The following is a 17,967-nucleotide window of genomic DNA, read 5'->3' as shown; positions in this document are numbered from 1 at the left end:
CAGGTGCGGGCCGCTGGGCGTGGTCCGGTCGGCCCGCGACGCGCTGGCCGCGGTCGGCGCGGCCGGCAAGGTGCACGTCGAGCTGTTCCGCGCCGAGGAGCCGCCCCCGCCGCCGGTCGCCGTCGCGGGCGGCGACGTCGAGGTCTCGATCCTCCTGGACGGACGCTCCACCGACTTCACCATGGACCGCGGCGAGCGGGTGCTGGACGCCGCGCTCCGGCACCGCGGCGAGCTGCCGTACGCCTGCAAGGGCGGCGTCTGCTCGACCTGCCGCGCCAAGGTCGTCACCGGCTCCGTGCAGATGGCCGCGAACTGGGCGCTGGAGCCCGACGAGCTGGCCGCCGGCTACGTCCTCACCTGCCAGTCCAGCCCCACCACGGACACGCTCTCGCTCGACTTCGACGCCTGATCGGCCCCGGGTGTGACCGACCAGGCGGCCTCGGGCCGGTGGGGACCGGTTAGTCTCGGGGGCGTGAGTGCGAACAGGGAGATCGACAGCATCGTGCAGCGGGCCGCCGACGGCGGCCGGATCAGCGCCGAGGAGGCGCTGCTGCTCTACACCGAGGCGCCGTTCCACGCGCTGGGTGAGGCGGCTGACGCGGTGCGCCGTCGGCGCTACCCCGAGGGCATCGTCACGTACCTGATCGACCGCAACATCAACTACACGAACGTCTGCGTGACGGCGTGCAAGTTCTGCGCGTTCTACCGCGCGCCCAAGCACGCCGAGGGCTGGACCCACGACACCGCCGAGATCCTGCGCCGCTGCGGCGAGGCGGTCGAGCTGGGCGCCACGCAGGTGATGCTGCAGGGCGGCCACCACCCCGAGTACGGCGTGGAGTACTACGAGACCCTGTTCGCCTCGGTGAAGCAGGCGTACCCGGACCTCATGATCCACTCGATCGGGCCCAGTGAGATCCTGCACATGGCCAAGGTCTCCGGCGTGTCCATCGAGGAGGCTGTGGTCCGCATCAAGGCGGCCGGCCTCGACTCGATCGCGGGCGCCGGCGCGGAGATGCTGCCCGACCGCCCCCGCAAGGCGATCGCCCCGCTCAAGGAGTCCGGCGCGCGCTGGCTGGAGGTCATGGAGGTGGCGCACCGGCACGGCGTCGAGTCCACCGCGACCATGATGATGGGCACCGGCGAGACCAACGCCGAGCGCATCGAGCACCTGCGCATGATCCGCGACGTGCAGGACCGCACCGGCGGGTTCCGCGCCTTCATCCCGTGGACCTACCAGCCTGAGAACAACCACCTCAAGGGGCGCACGCAGGCCACCTCGCTGGAGTACCTGCGCCTGATCGCGGTGGCCCGGCTCTTCTTCGACAACGTGGCGCACCTGCAGGCGTCCTGGCTGACCACCGGCAAGGACGTCGGCCAGCTCGCGCTGCACATGGGCGTCGACGACCTCGGCTCGATCATGCTGGAGGAGAACGTCATCTCCTCCGCGGGCGCCAAGCACCGGTCCAACCTGCACGACCTGGTCCAGCTCATCCGCACCGCCGGCCGCATCCCGGCCCAGCGCGACACGCTGTACCGCCACCTCAACGTGCATTGGACGCCCGCCGACGACCCGACCGACGAGCGCGTCACCTCCCACTTCTCCTCGATCGCGATCGAGGGCGGCGGCGTCGGCCGCCAACTTCCGCTGGTCGACGCGCGTTGAGTCGCGTCGCGGGCGGGGGCATGATCGCTGTTCACGGTCACGATGCGGAGTCTGGCTCCAGGTGCTGACCTGAGATGGCGATCATCCCTGCGGACCGGTCCCCTGCCGGCCCCGTTCGGGCGCTGTGCCTGATCGGACTATGGGCCGGTCGCGGCGGCGGCGATTAGGGTCCTCCTGACCGTGACCTCGGGGGGACATCGATGGCGCGTGGCATGACCAGGATCGCGGCGCTGCTCGTGGCGCTGCTCGCGGCGGTGGGGACCGCCGCCGCACCCGCCTGGGCGGCGGGCTCCGACCTCGCCGCACTCTCCCGCGACGGCCGCCAGGGCGCGATCGGGGCGACCGTGAGCGTGCCGCTGGGCATCGCCAACCACGGTCCGGACGTGATCGGCGGCAAGGAGGTGACCCTCGGGTTCCGCGCCCCGGCCGGCACCGTGATCGTCCGCGCGAACGGCGCCACCAACTGCGAGTTCAACCAGGCCCGGACCACGGCGCGCTGCCAGCTCGGCGCGGGCTGGCGGGTGGCCGTCGCGGCCCAGCCGAAGGGCAGCTACCAGGACCTCCAGTTGAAGATCGTCGCCAAGGTCACCGCCCCGGGCCTGTTCACCGTGGCCTGCGGCTGCGACCCGAAGAAGGCGAACGACGCCACGAACATCGTGGTCAACGGCGTGACCAAGCCGCAGCCGAGCGCGTCGCCGAAGGCGTCGGCCCGGCCGTCGGCGCGGGCGAGCGCGAGCCCGTCGCCGCAGCAGAGCCTGAGCCCCGAGGCGACCGAGGACCCGGTCGCCGGCGACAGCACCGAACCGGCCGCCGCGGAGCAGCCGCCGCCCGCCGGGAAGGACTCCACCAGCAGCGGCTTCATGCTGATCGGGATCGGCGCGGTGCTGTTCGGGCTGGTCGGGCTCGGCGGTGCCGCGTTCCTGTGGCGCGACCGCTCCGGCGGCGACGATGACGGCGAGGAGTAGCGCAGTGTGGCAGCCGCCGCAGCGCCGCCGCGCCGCGTTTGGCAGAGTGACGCTGTGAGCCGCGCAGACCTGGATAAAGAGCCGCACGAGATCGCCTCGATGTTCGACGGGGTTGCGGAGAAGTACGACAAGACCAACTCCGTGCTGTCGTTCGGCCAGGACAAGGGCTGGCGCCGGGCGACCCGCGCCGCGCTGAGCCTCAAGCCGGGCGAGAAGGTGCTCGACCTCGGCGCCGGCACCGGCGTCTCCACCGAGGAGCTCGCCCGCTCGGGCGCGTACGTGGTGGGCCTCGACCTGTCCCTGGGCATGCTGGCGGTGGGCCGCCGCGACCGGCCGCAGGTGCCGCTGGTCGCGGGCGACGCGCTGGCGCTGCCGTTCCCGGACCAGACCTTCGACGCGGTGACCACGTCCTTCGTCATCCGCAACGTGGCGAACACGCCCGCGGCCTTGCGCGAGCTGGCCCGGGTCACCAAGCCCGGCGGGCGCATGGTCATCTGCGAGTTCTCGCACCCCACCAACGGCGCGTTCCGCACCGTGTACCTGCAGTACCTGATGCGCTCGCTGCCCGCGGTGGCACGCAAGGTCGCCAGCAACCCCGAGGCGTACGTCTACCTCGCCGAGTCCATCCGGGCGTGGCCCGACCAGCGCGAGTTCGCCACGATCATCGGCGAGAACACGTGGTCGCAGGTGAAGTGGCGCAACCTGACCGGTGGCATCGTGGCTCTGCACAAGGCGGTCCGCCCGGCCTGATCCGGCCGTTTCCCGGACACCGGCGGCGCCGCCGCCGCACGATCAGACCATGGGGGACGACGAGAGCGCCGTGATCGGCTTTCTCGGCGGCGGGTACGGCGAGCCGCCGGTGCGCGTCGCCGACCTGGAGGAGGCCGCCCGCAGGCGTGCCGCCGCCCGCGCCGCCGCTCGCCCGGCCGGCACCGTCGCGCCCGTCGACGTCCCCGACACCGCGCCGTCGTCGCGCACGCCTGCCGCGCCGCCCCCGGTCCTTGCCGACGTCCCGCCGGGCCAGGACGGCACCGCAGCACCCCCCGAATCTCCGCAGCACACCTGACCGCCTCCGCGCCGCCCCGCCGCGACGGGCGACTCCCACCGCCGCGACCGCGGACGAGCCCGCCCGCCTCCGACGCCGGACGAGCCCGCCCGCCCGCGACGCCGGACGGCACCCCTACATCCCGCAATTCTTAAAGAGTCGCGGCTTCGTCGCGGGTGCGAGGGGCCGACTCGTTAAGAGTTGCGGCAGCGGGGGTGGGCGGGGTCGGGGTGGGGGGACCTGGGTCCGGCTGGTGGGAGCGGTTTCGGGGGTTGATTCATGGTTAGGGTCACCTAACCATTACGGGGTCTCGGCGCAGTTCTAGACTGCTCGCCGGACTGGCTTGTGAAGACTTTCACGAGCCCCGAACGAACGTTCAGGTAGAGGTGGAGGTGAGCATGACACCGACCGATATCGATGCCGACGTGATCGTCGTTGGTGCCGGTCCGGGTGGCTCCGCCGCCGCGTACCACCTCGCCAAGCACGGTGCACGGGTGCTGCTGCTGGAGAAGACCGAGTTCCCCCGGGAGAAGGTCTGCGGCGACGGGCTGACCCCGCGCGCGGTCAAGCAGCTGATCGACATGGGCGTCGACGTCAGCCCCGAGGCGGGCTGGCTGCACAACAAGGGCCTGCGCGTGATCGGCGGCGGCGTCCGGCTGGAGCTGGACTGGCCCGACCTGGCCAGCTTCCCCGACTTCGGCCTCGTGCGCACCCGGATGGACTTCGACGACATGCTCGCCCAGCGGGCCGTCGCCGCCGGTGCCCAGCTGCGCACCGGCCACAACGTGACCGGCCCGGTGCTGGACGCCGACGGCCGCGTGGTCGGCGTCGAGGTGAAGACCGCCGAGGGCACCAGGACGCTGCGCGCGCACCTGGTGGTCGCCGCGGACGGCGTCTCCGGGCGCTTCGCGCTGGCGCTGGGCATGGCCAAGCGCGAGGACCGGCCGATGGGCGTCGCGGTGCGCCGCTACTACCGATGCCCGGTCAAGACGAACGACGACTACCTGGAGTCGTGGCTCGAGCTGCGCAGCCGGGAGGCCGGCAGCGCGCAGCTTCCGGGTTACGGCTGGATCTTCGGGCTGGGCGACGGCCGGGTCAACGTGGGCCTGGGCGTGCTCAACTCGTCGAAGGCCTACCAGGCGACGAACTACCGCAACATGCTCACCGACTGGCTGGGCGGCACGCCAGCGGAGTGGGGCCTGAACGACGAGGCCAACGCCGACGGCAAGACCCTCGGCGCGGCCCTGCCCATGGGGTTCAACCGCACGCCCCACTACACACGGGGCATGATGCTGGTGGGTGACTCCGGCGGCATGGTCAACCCCTTCAACGGCGAGGGCATCGCGTACGCGATGGAGTCGGGCCAGCTGGCCGCGGACGTGCTGATCCAGGCGCTGGCCCGCCCGGCGGGTCCGGCCCGGGAGCTGGCGCTGCAGGCGTACGCGACCGAGCTCAAGCGCCGATTCGGTGGTTACTACCGCATTGGCGGCATCTTCGTGAAGCTGATCGGGAATCCTCAGGTGATGAAGGTGGCCACGAAGCACGGCATGCCGCATCCCACGCTCATGCGGTTCGTGCTCAAACTGCTGGCCAACCTCACCGATCCGCGTGACGGAGACGCCATGGACCGGATCATCAATGCCATGTCCCGCGTGGCACCCGCGGTGTAGCGGGCCGCGGGGCGAGGATCATACCGAGCTGCAAGCAGGCGAAACACACAGTTCACCGGGAAGAAAGGACGCAGGCAGGTGACGCTCTCCGCGTACGTGCCCATCGTTGGGCTCTTCGCGCTGGCCGCGGCCTTCGGGCTTTTCTCGGTCACGGCCGCACCCTTCATTGGACCCCGCCGCTTCAACAAGGCGAAGCTCGACGCCTACGAATGCGGCATCGAGCCGACCCCTCAGCCCGTCGGCGGCGGACGCTTTCCGATCAAGTTCTACTTGACCGCGATGCTCTTCATCATCTTCGACATCGAGATCATCTTCCTCTACCCGTGGGCGGTCAGTTTCGACGCGTTCGAGGGCTGGTTCGTCTTCGTGGAGATGGTTCTGTTCATCGGCACGGTGTTCGTCGCGTACGCCTACGTATGGCGTCGCGGCGGCCTGGATTGGGACTGACATGGGACTCGAAGAGAAGCTCCCCTCCGGGGTGCTGCTCACCACCGTCCAGGGGCTCGTCAACTGGACCCGTAAGGCCAGCTTCTGGCCGGCCACCTTCGGCCTGGCCTGCTGCGCCATCGAGATGATGGCCACCGGTGCGGCCCGGTTCGACTCGGGCCGCTTCGGCATGGAGGTCTTCCGGGCGTCGCCCCGCCAGGCCGACCTGATGATCGTCGCGGGCCGGGTGAGCCAGAAGATGGCCCCGGTGCTGCGGCAGATCTACGACCAGATGCCCGACCCCAAGTGGGTGCTGTCCATGGGTGTCTGCGCGTCGTCGGGCGGCATGTTCAACAACTACGCGATCGTGCAGGGCGTGGACCACATCGTCCCCGTCGACATGTACCTGCCGGGCTGCCCGCCGCGGCCGGAGATGCTGCTCGACGCGATCCTGAAGCTGCACGACAAGATCCTCGCCGAGCCGCTGGGCGCCGGCGGCCGCAAGATGCTGGCCGCCAAGGAGGCCCGCGAGGGCAAGCCCGTGGTCGCGCCGGGCGCGATGCCGTCGAGCTACCGCTACAACAAGGCGCTGCGCGCCGAGTGGGAGCAGGCCGTCGCCGAGGGCCGCGAGGAGCAGCTGCGGATCCAGAAGTGGATGGAGAAGGGGACGCACCGGTGAGCGAGCAGCGCGAGCGAACCATGTTGCAGCAGGTTGCTCAGGTCGTCGGTGAGCGAAGCGAGGCGACGGCATGAGCGAGCGAGCTGAAGGACTCTTCGGCGTCACCGGCAGCGGTGACACCTCCGGCTTCGGCGGCCTGGTCCGCAAGCGGCCGATCCAGCTGGAGGCGCAGCGGCCGTACGGCGGCTGGTTCGACGAGATCGTGGACGCGCTGGAGGAGGCCTATCCGGGCTTCGCCGACGCGATCGAGCGCGTGGTCATCGACCGCGGCGAGCTGACCCTGCACATCGTCCCGGCGAAGATCGCCGAGGTGTGCCAGATCCTGCGCGACGACGAGTCGCTGCGGTTCGAGCTGTGCTCGTCGGTCTCGGGCGTCGACTACATCACCGAGGAGCGCCGCCTGCACGTGGCGTACCACCTCACCTCGATGACCTACCGGCGCCGCATCCGGCTGGAGTGCGCGGTGACCGCCGACCAGCCCCGCCTGCCCAGCGTGACCTCGGTCTACCCGACCGCGGACTGGCAGGAGCGCGAGGCCTACGACATGTTCGGCGTCATCTTCGAGGGCCACCCGAACCTGACCCGGATCCTCATGCCGGACGACTGGGACGGCCACCCGCAGCGCAAGGACTACCCGCTGGGCGGCGTGCCGGTCGAGTACAAGGGCGCCGAGATCCCGCCGCCCGACACGCGGAGGGCGTACCGGTGAGCGCGAGGAACGTAGCGAAGCGGAGTCCCGCAAGCGCCACCCCGAGGAGGCAGGGATGAGCAGCAACCCTGGATACGCGCAGGAGCGCGAGACGACCGAGGGCAAGGTCTTCACCGTCACCGGTGGCGACTGGGACACCCTGTTGTCGGGCGTCGACCCGATCCACGACGAGCGCATCGTCGTGAACATGGGCCCGCAGCACCCGTCCACGCACGGCGTGCTGCGGCTGGTGCTGGAGCTCGAGGGCGAGACCGTCACCGACGCCCGTACCGTGGTCGGCTACCTGCACACCGGCATCGAGAAGAACATGGAGTACCGCACCTGGACGCAGGGCTCCACGTTCGTGACCCGCATGGACTACCTCGCGCCGATCTTCAACGAGACGGCGTACTGCCTCGCGGTGGAGAAGCTGCTGGGCATCGAGGACCAGATCACCGAGCGCGCCACCACCATCCGCGTGCTGATGATGGAGCTCAACCGGATCTCCTCCCACCTGGTGTGGCTGGCCACGACCGGTATGGAGCTCGGCGCGCTGTCGATGATGATCTACGGCTTCCGCGAGCGTGAGTTCATCCTCGACATCTTCGAGATGATCACCGGTCTGCGCATGAACATGGCGTACGTCCGGCCGGGCGGCGTGTCGCAGGACGTGCCGGACGAGGCGATCACGAAGATCCGCGAGTTCCTGGGCTTCATGCCGCAGCGGCTCAAGGAGTACGAGGACCTGCTCTCCGGCCAGCCGATCTGGACCGCGCGCACCAAGGGCATCGCGGTGCTGGACGTCACCGGCTGCGTGGCGCTCGGCATCACCGGCCCGGTGCTGCGCAGCGCCGGCCTGCCCTGGGACCTGCGCAAGACCATGCCGTACTGCGGGTACGAGACGTACGAGTTCGACGTGCCGACGGCGCAGACCGCCGACGTGTGGGGCCGCTACGAGGTGCGCCTGGCCGAGATGCGCGAGTCGCTCAAGCTCGTCGAGCAGGCGCTGGACCGGCTCAAGCCCGGCCCGATCATGGTCGAGGACCGCAAGATCGCCTGGCCGGCGCAGCTCGCGATCGGCAACGACGGCCTCGGCAACTCGCTGGAGCACGTCGCGCACATCATGGGTCAGTCGATGGAGTCGCTGATCCACCACTTCAAGCTGGTCACCGAGGGCTTCCGGGTCCCGGCCGGCCAGGTGTACGTGCCGATCGAGGCGCCGCGCGGCGAGCTGGGCGCGCACGTGGTCTCCGACGGTGGCACCCGGCCGTTCCGGGTCCACATGCGGGAACCCAGCTTCGTGAACCTGCAGGCCATCCCCGCGATGGCCGAGGGCGGCCTGCTGGCCGATGTGATCGCGGGTGGGGCCAGCCTCGACCCGGTGATGGGTGGGTGTGACCGATGACAGCGCCGGAGAAGGCAGTGGACGTGTTCGACCAGGAGACCCGGGAGCGGGCGCGCGAGATCGTGGCGCGCTACCCGGAGGGCCGCGAGCGCTCGGCGCTGCTGCCGATGCTGCACCTGGTGCAGTCGGTCGAGGGGTACGTCTCCCCGGCCGGCGTCGCGTTCTGCGCCGAGCAGCTCGGGCTGACCAAGGCGCAGGTCGGCGCGGTCGCCACGTTCTACACCATGTACAAGCGCCGCCCGACCGGTGAGTACCTGGTCAGCGTGTGCACCAACACGATGTGCAACGTGCTCGGCGGCCAGGAGGTGTACGACACCCTGTCCGACGCCCTCGGCGTCGGGCACGACGAGACCACCGAGGACGGCAAGATCACGCTGGAGCACGCCGAGTGCCTCGCCGCGTGCGACTACGGCCCGGTGCTCACCGTCAACTACGACTTCTTCGACAACGTGACCCCGGAGAGCGCGCTCGACGTCGTCGGCAAGCTCAAGTCCGGGCAGCGGCCGATGCCGTCCCGCGGCGCCCGGCTGTGCTCGCTGAAGGAGATGTCGGTCCAGCTGGCGGGCTTCGCCGACGAGCGCGAGGGCGCGGTCGCCGACGGCCCGGCGGGCGACTCCACGCTGCGCGGCGTACGCCTGGCGCAGCAGCACGGGATCAGCCCGGCCGGTTTCGACATCAACACGCCCATCCCGACTCCCTCGAAGGAGGCGGCGAAGTGACGACGCCCAGCAAGGCCGTTCTCGACAAGCTCACTCCGGTCCTGACCAAGCGCTGGCTGTCGCCGGACGCGTGGCGGCTGGACGTGTACGAGCGCCTCGACGGCTACGCGGCCCTGCGCAAGGCGCTGGCCGTGCACCCGGACGACCTGATCGCCCTGATCAAGGACTCCGGCCTGCGCGGCCGCGGCGGCGCGGGCTTCCCGACGGGCCTCAAGTGGGGCTTCATCCCGCAGAACGACGGCAAGCCGCACTACCTGGTCGTCAACGCCGACGAGGGCGAGCCGGGCACCTGCAAGGACCTGCCGCTGATGACGCACGACCCGCACTCGCTGGTCGAGGGCGTCATCATCGGCTCGTACGCGATTCGGGCCAACCGCGCCTACATCTACATCCGCGGTGAGGCGGTGCACGCCGCGCGGCGGCTGCGCCACGCGGTGGCCGAGGCGTACAAGGCCGGCTACCTCGGCAAGAACATCCTGGGCAGCGGGTACGACCTGGACCTGGTGGTGCACTCCGGCGCGGGCGCGTACATCTGCGGCGAGGAGACGGCGCTGCTGGACTCGCTGGAGGGCTTCCGCGGCCAGCCGCGCCTGCGCCCGCCGTTCCCGGCGACGCACGGCCTCTACGCCAGCCCGACGGTCGTCAACAACGTGGGCACCATCGCCAGCGTGCCGTACATCGTGCTGGGCGGCGCGGCCTGGTGGAAGACGATGGGCACCGAGAAGTCGTCCGGCCCGATGATCTACTCGCTGTCCGGCCGGATCAAGAACCCGGGCCAGTACGAGTGCTCGATGGGCATCACGCTGCGCGAGCTGATCGAGCTGGCCGGCGGTATGCAGGACGGCCACCAGCTGCGCTTCTGGACCCCGGGCGGGTCCTCCACGCCGCTGCTGACCGGCGACCACATCGACACCGCGATGGACTTCGAGTCGGTCGCCGCGGCGGGCTCGATCCTCGGCACCACGGCCACCCAGATCTTCAGCGACCAGGACTGCCCGGTCTACGCGACCTACCGCTGGCTGGAGTTCTACCACCACGAGTCGTGCGGCAAGTGCACCCCGTGCCGGGAGGGCAACTACTGGATGGTCCGGGTGTACCGGCGCATCCTCTCCGGCGAGGGCACGCTCGAGGACCTGGACACCCTGCTGGACACCGCCAGCAACATCCTGGGCCGCTCCTTCTGCGGTCTCGGTGACGGCGCGACCAGCCCGGTGACCTCCTCGCTGCAGTACTTCAAGCAGGACTACCTGGACTACATCGAGGGTCGCAAGGCGCCGAAGCTCAGCGCCGCCGCCCTGGCAGGAGCGCACTGACAATGAGCCAGGAAGTACAGAAGCACACCGACACCGTCACGCTCACCATCGACGGCATCGAGGTGACCGCGCCCAAGGGCGAGCTGGTCATCCGCACCGCCGAGCGGCTGGGCATCGACATCCCGCGGTTCTGCGACCACCCGCTGCTGGCCCCGGCCGGCGCCTGCCGCCAGTGCCTGGTGGACGTGGAGGGCCAGCGCAAGCCGGTCGCCTCGTGCACCCAGACGGTGGCCGACGGCATGGTGGTGCGTACGCAGCTCACCTCCGAGGTGGCCCGCAAGGCCCAGGAGGGTGTGATGGAGCTGCTGCTCATCAACCACCCGCTGGACTGCCCGATGTGCGACAAGGGCGGCGAGTGCCCGCTGCAGAACCAGGCGATGCAGGTCGGCCGGCCGGAGTCGCGGTTCCACGAGCACAAGCGCGAGTACGAGAAGCCGATCAACATCTCCTCGCAGGTGCTGCTGGACCGGGAGCGCTGCGTGCTCTGCCAGCGCTGCACCCGGTTCTCCGAGGAGATCGCGGGCGACAAGTTCATCGACCTGATGGAGCGCTCGTCCGCCGAGCAGATTAACGTCTACAGCGACAGCTTCTTCGGCGACGACGAGGAGAACGCGCCCGAGGTGCCGTTCAACTCGTACTTCTCGGGCAACACGATCCAGATCTGCCCGGTCGGCGCGCTGACCAGCGAGCAGTACCGCTTCCGCGCGCGCCCGTTCGACCTGGTCTCCTCGGAGAGCAAGTGCGAGCACTGCGCGTCGGGCTGCGACATGCGCACCGACCACCGCCGCGGCAAGGTGCTGCGCCGGCTGGCCGGCAACGACCCGCAGGTCAACGAGGAGTGGAACTGCGACAAGGGCCGGTGGGGCTTCCGCTACGCCACCGCCTTCGACCGGCTCACCACGCCGCTGGTGCGCGACAAGGAGACCGGCGAGCTGCGCGAGGCCTCCTGGACCGAGGCGCTGACCGTCGCCGCCGAGGGCCTGCGGGCCGCGCGTGACGGCGCGTACGGCGTCGGCGTGCTGACCGGCGGCCGGCTGACCGTGGAGGACGCGTACGCGTACGCGAAGTTCACCCGCATCGTGCTGGGCAGCAACGACATCGACTTCCGGGCCCGCCCGCTGTCGGCCGAGGAGGCCGAGTTCCTGGCGTCGTCGGTGGTCGGCGAGCAGCCGGTCACCTACACCGACCTGGAGCAGGCCCGGCACGTCGTGCTGGTCGGCTTCGAGCCGGAGGAGGAGAGCCCGATCGTCCTGCTGCGCCTGCGCAAGGCGGCGGCCAAGGGCAAGCTCAAGGTCACCTCGGTGGCCCCGTTCCTGACCCGGGGCACCGAGAAGGCCGGCGCGACGCTGGTCGAGTGCGTGCCCGGCCAGGAGCCGGCCGTGCTGTCCAACCTGGAGGACGTGGACCCGTCCACGATCGTCCTGGTGGGCGAGCGGCTGGCCACGGTCCGCGGCGGCTTCTCGGCCGCGGCGGCGCTGGCCTCGCGCACCGGCGCGAAGCTGGCCTGGGTGCCGCGGCGCGCGGGTGACCGCGGCGCGGTCGACGCGGGCTGCCTGCCCAACCTGCTCCCCGGCGGCCGCGCGGTCGCCGAGGCGGCGGCGCGGGCCGAGCTCTCCGCCGCCTGGGGCGTCGCCGCCGGTGTGATCTCCAGCCAGGCCGGCCGGGACACCGACGCGATGCTGGCCGCGGCCGCCGCCGGCAAGCTGGGCGCGCTGGTCGTGGCGGGCGTCGACCCGGCCGACCTGGCCGACCCGAAGGCCGCCGAGGAGGCGCTGGACAAGGTCGGCTTCCTGGTCTCGCTGGAGCTGCGCATGAGCGCGGTCGCCCGGCGCGCGAACGTGGTGTTCCCGGTCGCCGCGGCGGCCGAGAAGGCCGGCTCGTACGTGAACTGGGAGGGCCGCCTGCGCACCTACGAGCAGGCGCTGGACACCCCGAACATGGGCGCCAAGCTGACCGACGCCCGGGTGCTGGACTCCCTGGCGGCGCGGATGGGCGTGACCCTGGGCACCGCCGACGTGCTGGCGATCCGCCGTGAGCTGGGCAGCCTGCCCGCGACCGGCGCGCCCCGCGTGTCGGTCCCGGCCGAGGTAGGCGCCGCCGCGCCGCAGCTGAAGCCGAACGAGGCCGTCCTGGCCAGCTGGGCGCAGCTGATCGACCTGGGCAGCCTCACCGACGGCGACGAGGTGCTGGCCGGCACCGCCCGCCCGCCGGTGGTGCGCCTGTCGAAGGCCCGCGCCACCGCGCTGGGTGTCGCCGACGGCGACCCGGTGACCGTGGGCACCGCGCGGGGTGCGATCACCCTGCCGGCCGCGATCACCGAGATCGCCGATGACGTCGTCTGGGTGCCGACCAACTCGCCGGGCTCGACCCTGCGCCGCACGCTCGGCGCGGTCCCCGGTGCGGTCGTGACCGTGAGCGGAGGAACGAGCAAATGATCCTCGCCCCTATCGGATTCCTCGCCGAGGACCCGACGACCGGCGATCCGACCCTGGTCGACTTCGGGAAAGACCCGTGGTGGATCGTCCTCATCAAGGTGGTCGGCGTCTTCGTCTTCCTCGTGGTGATGACGCTGTTCACCATCTGGTACGAGCGCCGTGTGGTGGCCCGGATGCAGGTGCGTCCCGGCCCGAACCGGCACGGTCCCTTCGGTCTGCTCCAGTCGCTGGCCGACGGCCTGAAGCTGGCGTTCAAGGAAGACATCATGCCGCTCAAGGCGGACAAGGTGGTCTTCTTCATCGCGCCGGTGATCTCGACCGTGTGCGCGTTCACCGCGTTCTCGATCATGCCGTTCGGGCCGTTCGTGTCGATGTTCGGCACGAAGACGCCGCTGCAGCTGACCGACATCTCGGTGGCGGTGCTGCTGGTGCTGGCCTGCTCGGGCATGGGCATCTACGGCATCGTGCTGGGCGGCTGGGCCTCGGGCTCGACCTACCCGCTGCTCGGCGGCCTGCGCTCCAGCGCCCAGCTGATCTCGTACGAGGTCGCCATGGGCCTGTCGTTCGTGGCGGTCTTCATGCTGTCCGGCACGATGAGCACCTCGGAGATCGTCAACGCGCAGGCGGTCGGCCACTCGCTGGCGCTGCCCTTCGGGAACATCAACATCCCGATTGGCGGCTGGTTCTTCCTGCTGCTGTTCCCGAGCTTCATCATCTACGCCATCTCGGCGGTCGGTGAGACCAACCGCGCCCCGTTCGACCTCCCCGAGGCCGAGTCGGAGCTGGTCGGCGGCTTCCACACCGAGTACTCGTCGCTGAAGTTCGCGCTGTTCTTCCTGGCCGAGTACATCAACATGGTGACCGTGTCGGGCCTGTGCGCGACGCTGTTCCTGGGCGGCTGGCGGATGCCGACGTCGTTCGAGAGCTTCGCGCCGTGGATCAACTCCGGCTGGTGGGGGCTGCTGTGGTTCACCATCAAGGTGCTGCTGCTGCTGTTCGTCTTCGTCTGGCTGCGGGGCACGCTGCCCCGGCTGCGCTACGACCAGTTCATGCGCTTCGGCTGGAAGGTGCTCATCCCGGCCAACCTGGTCTGGATCCTGGCCGTCGCCCTGTTCCTCACGGTGCAGAAGTCGGGCCTCGGCACGATGGACCGGATGATCTTCGTCGGCCTCCCGCTCGCGGTGGTCGTGCTGCTGGCGCTGCTGTGGCCGCAGAAGAAGCAGGAGCCGGTGCTGACGGTCGAGGAGCAGGTGGCCAAGCGCCCCGAGGGCAGCTTCCCGCTGCCGCCGATGGACCTGCAGGTGCCGGTCAACCCCCGGGCCAAGCGCCTGACCGCCGAGCGGGAGACCGTCTCCGCCACCGAGAAGGAGGTGTGACGTGGGTACGTTCACGGGTGCCGTCAAGGGCTTCGGCGTGACCTTCTCGCACATGTTCAAGAAGACCGTCACCACGGAGTACCCGGAGAAGCCGGACGCGACCGCGCCGCGCTACCACGGGCGGCACATCCTCAACCGGTGGCCGGACGGTCTGGAGAAGTGCATCGGCTGTGAGCTGTGCGCCTGGGCCTGCCCGGCGGACGCGATCTTCGTCGAGGGCGCGGACAACACCACCGAGGAGCGCTTCTCCCCGGGTGAGCGGTACGCGTCCAACTACCAGATCAACTACGCGCGGTGCATCTTCTGCGGCCTGTGCATCGAGGCCTGCCCGACCCGCTCGCTCACCATGAGCAACGAGTACGAGCTGGCCCGCGACAACCGCACCGACCTGATCTTCACGAAGGAGCAGCTGCTCGCGCCGCTGCTGCCGGGCATGGAGCAGCCCCCGCACCCGATGCGGCTGGGCGACACGGAGAAGGACTACTACCTGGGCTCGGTCACCAACCCGGGCACGTCGGCGGGAGCTGAGACCCGATGACACTCGCAACTTCGGTGCTCGCCGCCGCGGGTGAGGTGTCCACCGGGGAGAAGTGGGTCTTCTTCCTGCTGGCCCCGGTCGCCCTGATCGGCGCGCTGGGCATGGTGATCGCGCGCAACGCGGTGCACTCGGCGCTGTGGCTGGTGCTGACCATGCTCAGCCTGGGCGTGTTCTACATCGTGCAGGCCGGGCCGTTCATCGGCATGGTGCAGATCATCGTCTACACCGGCGCCATCATGATGCTGTTCCTGTTCGTGCTGATGCTGGTGGGCCGGGACGCCTCCGACTCGGTGATCGAGACGCTGCGCGGCCAGAAGGTCGTCGCGGTGATCCTCGGCGTGGGCCTGGCGGGCCTGCTCGGCACCGGCCTGGCCCGCGCCCTGGAGGGCGTCGTGCCGGCCGGGCTGGACGCCGCCAACGCCAACGGCAACGTGCAGGGCATCGCCTCGCTGCTGTTCACCAAGTACGTCTACATCTTCGAGGTCACCTCCGCCCTGCTCATCACGGCGGCGGTCGGCGCGATGCTGCTGGCCCACCGCGAGCGGGCCGAGGGCGAGCGGGTCGGCCAGCCGGCGAAGATGCGCGAGCGCTTCCAGCCGGGCAACTACCCCGGCCCGAAGGCCGGCCCGGGTGTCTTCGCGAACTCCACCTCGGTGGCGACCCCGGCGAAGCTGCCGGACGGCTCCCCGGCCGAGCGGAGCATCTCGCCGATCCTGCCGACGCGCGAGCTGACCGCGGCCGAGATCGCCAACAAGCACACCGAGGGGAAGTGACCGATGACCCCCGTCTTCTACATCGTGCTGGCCGCCGTGCTGTTCAGCATCGGCGCGGTCGGCGTCCTCATCCGGCGCAACGCCATCGTGCTGTTCATGTGCATCGAGCTCATGCTCAACGCCGCGAACCTCGCGCTGGTGACCTTCGCCCGGATGAACGGGACGCTGGACGGCCAGGTGATGGCCTTCTTCTCGATGGTGGTGGCCGCGGCCGAGGTCGTGGTCGGTCTGGCCATCATCATGTCGATCTTCCGCACGCGACGCTCCGCGAGTGTCGACGACGCGAACCTGCTGAAGTACTGAGGCTGACATGGAAGTGACCCTGATGCCTGCCGAAGCGGTGCAGGCGCCCGTCGTCTACGCGCAAGCCACGGGCCTGCTCTCGTACATGTGGCTGCTCATCGCCATCCCGGCGGTCGGCGCGGCGATCCTGCTGCTGTTCGGCCGCTGGACCGACAAGTGGGGCCACTGGCTCGGCTGCGCGACGGTGCTCGCCTCCTTCGGGCTCGGCCTGAGCATGTTCTTCCAGCTGCGCGACCTGCCCAACCGGGCCGTGCAGCAGGACCTCTACAGCTTCATCCCGGTGGGCAACCTGCAGGTCGACTTCGGCCTGCTGTTCGACCCGCTGGCGGCGTGCTTCGTGCTGCTGATCACCGGCGTGGGCTTCCTGATCCACGTGTACGCGACCGGCTACATGGCCCACGACGAGGGCCGCCGCCGCTTCTTCGGGTACTTCAACCTGTTCATCGCGGCGATGCTGCTGCTGGTGCTGGGCAACAACTTCGTGATGCTGTACTTCGGCTGGGAGGGCGTCGGTCTCGCGTCCTACCTGCTGATCTCCTTCTGGTACGGCAGGCCGTCCGCGGCCACCGCCGGCAAGAAGGCGTTCATCATGAACCGCGTCGGCGACGCGGGCCTGGTGATCGGCATCTTCCTGATGTTCTTCCAGTTCGGCTCGGTCAACTACGACGTCGTGTTCAGCGAGGTCGGCCTGCTGCCGGCCACCACGGTGCTGATCCTGGGCCTGCTGCTGCTGCTCGGCGCGTGCGGCAAGTCCGGCCAGTTCCCGCTGCAGGCGTGGTTGCCCGACGCGATGGAGGGCCCGACCCCGGTCTCGGCCCTGATCCACGCCGCGACGATGGTGACCGCCGGTGTCTACCTGATCGCCCGGTCCAACCCGATCTTCTCGGCGAACCTCACGCTGCAGACGGTCGTGGTCAGCGTCGGCGCGCTGACGCTGCTGCTGGGCTGCATCATCGGCACCGCCAAGGACGACATCAAGCGGGTGCTCGCCTGGTCGACCGTCTCCCAGATCGGCTACATGTTCCTGGGCGTCGGGCTCGGCGGCGGCGCGTACGCGCTGGCCATCATCCACCTGCTGGCGCACGGCTTCTTCAAGGCCAACATGTTCCTCGGCGCCGGCTCGGTCATGCACGGCATGAACGACCAGGTGGATATCCGCCGCTTCGGCGGGCTGTGGAAGTACATGAGGATCACCTGGCTGACCTTCATGATGGGCTGGCTGGCCATCATCGGCATCCCGCCGCTGAGCGGCTTCTTCACCAAGGAGCCGATCATCGTGGCCGCCTTCGCGCGGCCCGGCTGGACCGGCTGGCTCTACGGCCTCGCGGCGCTGATCGGCGCGGGCCTGACCGCCTTCTACATGACCCGCCTGTTCATCCTCACCTTCCACGGGCCGAAGCGGTGGACGACCGCCAAGGAGGGCTCGGTCGACCAGCACCCGCACGAGTCGCCGCTGGTCATGACGATCCCGCTGATCCTGCTGGCGCTCGGCTCGGTCGTCGCGGGCGCGCTGATGGCGTCCCCGGTCGCCGAGTGGCTCACCCCCGTGGTGGGCCCGCCGACCGAGGAGCACCCGAAGATGGGCCACCTGGCCATCACGGTGCTGAGCCTGGTGCTGTCGGTGGGCGGCGCGGCCTTCGCCTACGCCCTGTTCCGCAATGGCACCGCCCTGGTCCCGCAGCCCGCGGGCCCGCTGGTCACCGCCGCCCGCAACAACCTCTACACCGACGCCTTCAACGAGGCCGTGTTCGAGAAGCCGGGCAACTGGCTCACCCGCGCGCTGGTCTTCGTCGACAACAAGGGCGTCGACGGCCTGGTCAACGGTCTCGCGGCGCTCGTCGGCGGGGGCTCGGGCAGGCTGCGGCGGCTCCAGACCGGCTTCGTGCGGTCGTACGCACTCTCGATGCTTCTCGGCGCGGTGCTGGTGCTCGGCGCCTTCGCCGTGGTGCAGCTCGGCTGGATGGGATAA

General features: G+C 70.1%; 16 protein-coding genes and 2 pseudogenes. All 18 read left to right on the top strand.

All coding sequences use genetic code 11. The annotated features are described in order from the left end of the window. On the top strand, nt 1-409 hold a 409-nt coding region (locus tag AB0J67_RS17640), incomplete at its 5' end, for a 2Fe-2S iron-sulfur cluster-binding protein (protein WP_363483282.1). 63 nt (nt 410-472) lie between these two features. Continuing rightward, nucleotides 473-1,663, top strand: coding sequence for a cyclic dehypoxanthinyl futalosine synthase (mqnC, locus tag AB0J67_RS17635; protein WP_363483279.1), 1,191 nt, complete (start codon nt 473-475; stop codon nt 1,661-1,663). Nucleotides 1,664-1,875: 212 nt separating this feature from the next. Next, on the top strand, nt 1,876-2,628 hold the full coding sequence (locus AB0J67_RS17630; protein ID WP_363483276.1) for a hypothetical protein: 753 nt from the start codon (nt 1,876-1,878) through the stop codon (nt 2,626-2,628). A gap of 54 nt (nt 2,629-2,682) precedes the next feature. Next, nucleotides 2,683-3,378: a demethylmenaquinone methyltransferase gene (locus AB0J67_RS17625; protein WP_363483273.1), complete on the top strand. Its 696-nt coding sequence runs from the start codon at nt 2,683-2,685 to the stop codon at nt 3,376-3,378. A gap of 49 nt (nt 3,379-3,427) precedes the next feature. After that, nucleotides 3,428-3,694: a hypothetical protein gene (locus AB0J67_RS17620; protein WP_363483270.1), complete on the top strand. Its 267-nt coding sequence runs from the start codon at nt 3,428-3,430 to the stop codon at nt 3,692-3,694. Nucleotides 3,695-4,071: 377 nt separating this feature from the next. Then, complete coding sequence (locus AB0J67_RS17615) at nt 4,072-5,343, top strand: geranylgeranyl reductase family protein (protein ID WP_363483267.1); 1,272 nt, start codon at nt 4,072-4,074, stop codon at nt 5,341-5,343. A 78-nt stretch (nt 5,344-5,421) separates the two neighbouring features. Continuing rightward, complete coding sequence (locus tag AB0J67_RS17610) at nt 5,422-5,790, top strand: NADH-quinone oxidoreductase subunit A (RefSeq protein WP_363483264.1); 369 nt, start codon at nt 5,422-5,424, stop codon at nt 5,788-5,790. Nucleotide 5,791: 1 nt separating this feature from the next. Next, entirely contained in the window at nt 5,792-6,448 is a 657-nt protein-coding gene (locus tag AB0J67_RS17605) for an NADH-quinone oxidoreductase subunit B family protein (RefSeq protein WP_363483261.1), read from the top strand. A gap of 70 nt (nt 6,449-6,518) precedes the next feature. Then, entirely contained in the window at nt 6,519-7,157 is a 639-nt protein-coding gene (locus tag AB0J67_RS17600) for an NADH-quinone oxidoreductase subunit C (protein ID WP_363483258.1), read from the top strand. 55 nt (nt 7,158-7,212) lie between these two features. Further along, nucleotides 7,213-8,541, top strand: coding sequence for an NADH-quinone oxidoreductase subunit D (locus tag AB0J67_RS17595; protein ID WP_363483255.1), 1,329 nt, complete (start codon nt 7,213-7,215; stop codon nt 8,539-8,541). Between the two features lie 17 nt (nt 8,542-8,558). Further along, nucleotides 8,559-9,245, top strand: a pseudogene (gene nuoE / locus AB0J67_RS17590) (NADH-quinone oxidoreductase subunit NuoE); the annotation flags it as partial. A gap of 11 nt (nt 9,246-9,256) precedes the next feature. Further along, a complete protein-coding gene (gene nuoF / locus AB0J67_RS17585; RefSeq protein ID WP_363483252.1) occupies nt 9,257-10,573 on the top strand; it encodes an NADH-quinone oxidoreductase subunit NuoF in 1,317 nt (438 codons plus the stop codon). 2 nt (nt 10,574-10,575) lie between these two features. Beyond that, a complete protein-coding gene (locus AB0J67_RS17580) occupies nt 10,576-13,008 on the top strand; it encodes an NADH-quinone oxidoreductase subunit G (protein WP_363483249.1) in 2,433 nt (810 codons plus the stop codon). Next, entirely contained in the window at nt 13,005-14,384 is a 1,380-nt protein-coding gene (nuoH, locus tag AB0J67_RS17575; RefSeq protein ID WP_363483246.1) for an NADH-quinone oxidoreductase subunit NuoH, read from the top strand. Before AB0J67_RS17580 ends, nuoH begins: the two co-directional genes overlap by 4 nt. Before the next feature lies 1 nt (nt 14,385). Continuing rightward, a pseudogene (gene nuoI / locus AB0J67_RS17570) lies at nt 14,386-14,913 on the top strand (NADH-quinone oxidoreductase subunit NuoI); the annotation flags it as partial. A 5-nt stretch (nt 14,914-14,918) separates the two neighbouring features. Next, nucleotides 14,919-15,695: an NADH-quinone oxidoreductase subunit J gene (locus AB0J67_RS17565; protein WP_363483243.1), complete on the top strand. Its 777-nt coding sequence runs from the start codon at nt 14,919-14,921 to the stop codon at nt 15,693-15,695. A gap of 3 nt (nt 15,696-15,698) precedes the next feature. Continuing rightward, entirely contained in the window at nt 15,699-15,998 is a 300-nt protein-coding gene (gene nuoK / locus AB0J67_RS17560) for an NADH-quinone oxidoreductase subunit NuoK (RefSeq protein ID WP_363483240.1), read from the top strand. Nucleotides 15,999-16,005: 7 nt separating this feature from the next. Continuing rightward, nucleotides 16,006-17,967, top strand: a complete 1,962-nt coding sequence (gene nuoL / locus AB0J67_RS17555; protein ID WP_363483237.1) for an NADH-quinone oxidoreductase subunit L — start codon at nt 16,006-16,008, stop codon at nt 17,965-17,967.

The organism is Catellatospora sp. NPDC049609 (assembly GCF_040675365.1).
Lineage (GTDB): Bacteria > Actinomycetota > Actinomycetes > Mycobacteriales > Micromonosporaceae > Catellatospora.
The sequence above is the reverse complement of the archived record's forward strand: the minus strand, read 5'-3'. Positions and strand labels throughout refer to the sequence as shown.